This is a genomic window from Mycolicibacterium flavescens (genome assembly GCF_001722335.1).
Lineage (GTDB): Bacteria > Actinomycetota > Actinomycetes > Mycobacteriales > Mycobacteriaceae > Mycobacterium > Mycobacterium flavescens.
Genome location: NZ_MIHA01000047.1, coordinates 1 through 5301, shown reverse-complemented (window position 1 = coordinate 5301; position 5301 = coordinate 1). Strand labels below are relative to the sequence as shown.

At 56.4% G+C, this 5301-nt stretch carries 3 rRNA genes; all 3 read right to left on the bottom strand.

Annotation, left to right across the window (positions count from 1 at the left end):
• Positions 1–9: 9 nt before the first annotated feature.
• The 3 genes from rrf to BHQ18_RS28680 all read right to left on the bottom strand — a co-directional run bounded on the left by rrf (position 10) and on the right by BHQ18_RS28680 (position 5234).
• A 5S ribosomal RNA gene (gene rrf / locus BHQ18_RS28690) occupies positions 10–124 on the bottom strand.
• 98 nt (positions 125–222) lie between these two features.
• Positions 223–3351: ribosomal RNA gene (locus BHQ18_RS28685) — 23S ribosomal RNA — on the bottom strand.
• 361 nt (positions 3352–3712) lie between these two features.
• Positions 3713–5234 (bottom strand): 16S ribosomal RNA (locus tag BHQ18_RS28680).
• The 16S, 23S and 5S rRNA genes sit together here, the layout of an rRNA operon.
• Between the last annotated feature and the right edge of the window lie 67 nt (positions 5235–5301).

The window sequence follows — 5301 nt, the reverse complement described above, 5'->3', positions numbered from 1 at the left end:
CTAATGTGTGTTCGGCGGTGTCCTACTTTTCCACCCGTGTTGGGCAGTATCATTGGCGCTGGCAGGCTTAGCTTCCGGGTTCGGGATGGGTCCGGGCGTTTCCCTGCCGCTATTGACCGCCGTAACTCTATTCTTTTAGGTGTCCCACATTGTGTTGTGGGTGGTGTGTTTTGGTGGTGGGGCGCAGTGGTTTGATGCGCGTGGGTGTGGTTGCGAGTGTTTGTGTGTAAGTTTTCGGCCGGTTAGTGCCAGTTCCCTGAACACATTGCTGTGCGTGTAGGTCTGGTCTATCGATCCCGTGGTCTGCGGGGGGCCTTATCCCACTTGATGGGTGAGAAGCCTGGTCTTGGAAGAGGTTTCCCGCTTAGATGCTTTCAGCGGTTATCCTGTCCGAACGTGGCTATCCAGCGGTGCCCCTGGTGGGACAACTGGTGTACCAGAGGTTCGTCCGTCCCGGTCCTCTCGTACTAGGGACAGGTTTCCTCAAGCTTCTGACGCGCGCGGCGGATAGAGACCGAACTGTCTCACGACGTTCTAAACCCAGCTCGCGTGCCGCTTTAATGGGCGAACAGCCCAACCCTTGGGACCTGCTCCAGCCCCAGGATGCGACGAGCCGACATCGAGGTGCCAAACCATCCCGTCGATATGGACTCTTGGGGAAGATCAGCCTGTTATCCCCGGGGTACCTTTTATCCGTTGAGCGACACCCCTTCCACTCGGGGGTGCCGGATCACTAGTCCCGACTTTCGTCCCTGCTTGACATGTACGTCTCGCAGTCAAGCTCCCTTGTGCACTTACACTCAACACCTGATTGCCGTCCAGGTTGAGGGAACCTTTGGGCGCCTCCGTTACTTTTTAGGAGGCAACCGCCCCAGTTAAACTACCCACCAGGCACTGTCCCTGAACCGGATATACGGTTCGAGGTTAGAGGCCCAATACGATCAGAGTGGTATTTCAACAACGACTCCACACAAACTGGCGTCTGTGTTTCACAGTCTCCCACCTATCCTACACAAACCGTATCGAGCACCAATACCAAGTTGTAGTGAAGGTCCCGGGGTCTTTTCGTCCTGCCGCGCGTAACGAGCATCTTTACTCGTAATGCAATTTCGCCGAGTCTATGGTTGAGACAGCTGAGAAGTCGTTACGCCATTCGTGCAGGTCGGAACTTACCCGACAAGGAATTTCGCTACCTTAGGATGGTTATAGTTACCACCGCCGTTTACTGGGGCTTAAATTCTCCGCTTCACCCCGAAGGGTTAACGGGTCCTCTTAACCTTCCAGCACCGGGCAGGCGTCAGTCCGTATACATCGTCTTGCGACTTCGCACGGACCTGTGTTTTTAGTAAACAGTCGCTTCTCACTGGTTTGTGCCACCCCCTCCCGCTGCCCCGGGCAAGCCGGTTGACGGTATGGGGGTCCCCCTTCTCCCGAAGTTACGGGGGCATTTTGCCGAGTTCCTTAACCATAGTTCACTCGTACGCCTTGGTATTCTCTACCTGACCACCTGTGTTGGTTTGGGGTACGGGCCGTGTATGCGCTCGCTAGAGGCTTTTCTCGACAGCATAGGATCACCGAATTCGCCTCACTCGGCTATGCATCACCTCTCAGGATATGCGCCAGACGGATTTGCCTATCTGACTCCCTACAGGTTTGCCCCAGTATTACCACTGACTGGTACGGCTACCTTCCTGCGTCACCCCATCGCTTGACTACTACCCACACGGGTCCCGCGCAGCAGGCGACCCTCGCACCCCGAAGGGATTGATAGGCCACCGTTTGGGCGGTTAGCAGTATGGATTCATCAGGGACGCTCATACACGGGTACGGGAATATCAACCCGTTGTCCATCGACTACGCCTGTCGGCCTCGCCTTAGGTCCCGACTCACCCTGGGCGGACTGGCCTGGCCCAGGAACCCTTGGTCTTTCGGCGGGCAAGGTTCTCACTTGCCTTATCGCTACTCATGCCTGCATTCTCACTCCCACACCCTCCACAACACGTTCACACGGCTGCTTCACCGGATGCAGGACGCTCCCCTACCCAACCTATTGTCACCAATAGATTGCCGCGGCTTCGGCGGTGTGCTTGAGCCCCGCTACATTATCGGCGCACAATCACTTGACCAGTGAGCTATTACGCACTCTTTCAAGGGTGGCTGCTTCTAAGCCAACCTCCTGGTTGTCTTTGCGACTGCACATCCTTTTCCACTTAGCACACGCTTAGGGGCCTTAGCCGGCGATCTGGGCTGTTTCCCTCTCGACGCACGGAGCTTATCCCCCGCCGTCTCACTGCCACACTTTCACTTGTCGGCATTCGGAGTTTGGCTGACGTCAGTAACCTAGTAGGGCCCATCGGCCATCCAGTAGCTCTACCTCCAACAAGAAACATGCGACGCTGCACCTAAATGCATTTCGGGGAGAACCAGCTATCACGGAGTTTGATTGGCCTTTCACCCCTACCCACAGCTCATCCCCTCAGTCTTCAACCTAAGTGGGTTCGGGCCTCCACGCGGTCTTACCCGCGCTTCACCCTGGCCATGGGTAGATCACTCCGCTTCGGGTCCAGAACACACCACTACACACGCCACTGTTGACGTGATACGCCCTATTCAGACTCGCTTTCGCTGCGGCTACCCCACACGGGTTAACCTCGCGACATGTCCCTGACTCGCAGGCTCATTCTTCAAAAGGCACGCCATCACCCCACAACAAAGTCGAGGGCTCTGACGGGTTGTAGGCACACGGTTTCAGGTACTATTTCACTCCCCTCCCGGGGTACTTTTCACCATTCCCTCACGGTACTAATCCGCTATCGGTCACTGAGAAGTATTCAGGCTTACCGGGTGGTCCCGGCAGATTCACAGCAGATTCCACGGGCCCGCTGCTACTCGGGGAAAACATTTCACGAAAGCCGCCAAGTTTTCGTCTACGGGGCTCTCACCCTCTACGACAGGCCATCCCAGACCACTTCGACTAACCCAACGGTTTATCACTTTCGCCCAGGCCGGCGGACCTGAGAAGAAACGCCCCACAACACCGCACACACAACCCCCGCCGGGTATCACATGCACACGGTTTAGCCATCCTCCGCGTTCGCTCGCCACTACTAACGGAATCACTTTTGTTTTCTCTTCCTACGGGTACTGAGATGTTTCACTTCCCCGCGTTACCCCCCGCCACCTATGTATTCAGTGACGGGTGACACGACATCACTCGCGCCGGGTTTCCCCATTCGGACATCCTCGGATCCACGCTCGGTTGACAGCTCCCCGAGGCATAACGCAGCCTCCCACGTCCTTCATCGGCTCTCAGTGCCAAGGCATCCACCATGCGCCCTTAAACACTTACAACACAAAACAGAAAAATATTCTCGGAAGAATAAAAAATTGCATTATCAAAACAAGCAACCCCCAAAAGGGAGCCACCTGTTCAGATGCTCGCAACCACTATCCACGAATCAAACACCACACCCCACCACCAAAGACAGGGCGACACCAGACCCCCCACCACACACAGTGGCCAGGGAAACAACGGGCCTGTTGCCTCAAAGCCCAATAGTGTGTCTGATGATTCCTCAAAGCAGTGTTCCCACACCACTTCTCACGTTTGTTGTGCACCCACCGGAAACCCACTACAGGCCCGGCACTGATCTCCCAACCGCACTGATCCCACACACGTGGGGGCGGGGGAACAATAAATGGTGCTCCTTAGAAAGGAGGTGATCCAGCCGCACCTTCCGGTACGGCTACCTTGTTACGACTTCGTCCCAATCGCCGATCCCACCTTCGACGGCTCCCTCCCACAAGGGGTTAGGCCACCGGCTTCGGGTGTTACCGACTTTCATGACGTGACGGGCGGTGTGTACAAGGCCCGGGAACGTATTCACCGCAGCGTTGCTGATCTGCGATTACTAGCGACTCCGACTTCACGGGGTCGAGTTGCAGACCCCGATCCGAACTGAGACCGGCTTTGAAAGGATTCGCTCCACCTCACGGCATCGCAGCCCTTTGTACCGGCCATTGTAGCATGTGTGAAGCCCTGGACATAAGGGGCATGATGACTTGACGTCATCCCCACCTTCCTCCGAGTTGACCCCGGCAGTCTCTCACGAGTCCCCACCATAACGTGCTGGCAACATGAGACAAGGGTTGCGCTCGTTGCGGGACTTAACCCAACATCTCACGACACGAGCTGACGACAGCCATGCACCACCTGCACACAGGCCACAAGGGAACCGACATCTCTGCCGGCGTCCTGTGCATGTCAAACCCAGGTAAGGTTCTTCGCGTTGCATCGAATTAATCCACATGCTCCGCCGCTTGTGCGGGCCCCCGTCAATTCCTTTGAGTTTTAGCCTTGCGGCCGTACTCCCCAGGCGGGGTACTTAATGCGTTAGCTACGGCACGGATCCCAAGGAAGGAAACCCACACCTAGTACCCACCGTTTACGGCGTGGACTACCAGGGTATCTAATCCTGTTCGCTCCCCACGCTTTCGCTCCTCAGCGTCAGTTACTGCCCAGAGACCCGCCTTCGCCACCGGTGTTCCTCCTGATATCTGCGCATTCCACCGCTACACCAGGAATTCCAGTCTCCCCTGCAGTACTCCAGTCTGCCCGTATCGCCCGCACGCCCACAGTTGAGCTGTGAGTTTTCACGGACAACGCGACAAACCACCTACGAGCTCTTTACGCCCAGTAATTCCGGACAACGCTCGGACCCTACGTATTACCGCGGCTGCTGGCACGTAGTTGGCCGGTCCTTCTTCTGTAGGTACCGTCACTTGCGCTTCGTCCCTACCGAAAGAGGTTTACAACCCGAAGGCCGTCATCCCTCACGCGGCGTCGCTGCATCAGGCTTGCGCCCATTGTGCAATATTCCCCACTGCTGCCTCCCGTAGGAGTCTGGGCCGTATCTCAGTCCCAGTGTGGCCGGTCACCCTCTCAGGCCGGCTACCCGTCGTCGCCTTGGTAGGCCATCACCCCACCAACAAGCTGATAGGCCGCGGGCCCATCCCACACCGCAAAAGCTTTCCCCTACCAGGCCATGCGACCAGCAGGGAATATTCGGTATTAGACCCAGTTTCCCAGGCTTATCCCAAAGTGCAGGGCAGATCACCCACGTGTTACTCACCCGTTCGCCACTCGAGTACCCCGAAGGGCCTTTCCGTTCGACTTGCATGTGTTAAGCACGCCGCCAGCGTTCGTCCTGAGCCAGGATCAAACTCTCCAAACAAAACCTAAAAGGCAATTCAGAAAAATCTGACCTCAAAACAAGACACCAAAAACTGGCATCAAAAAAA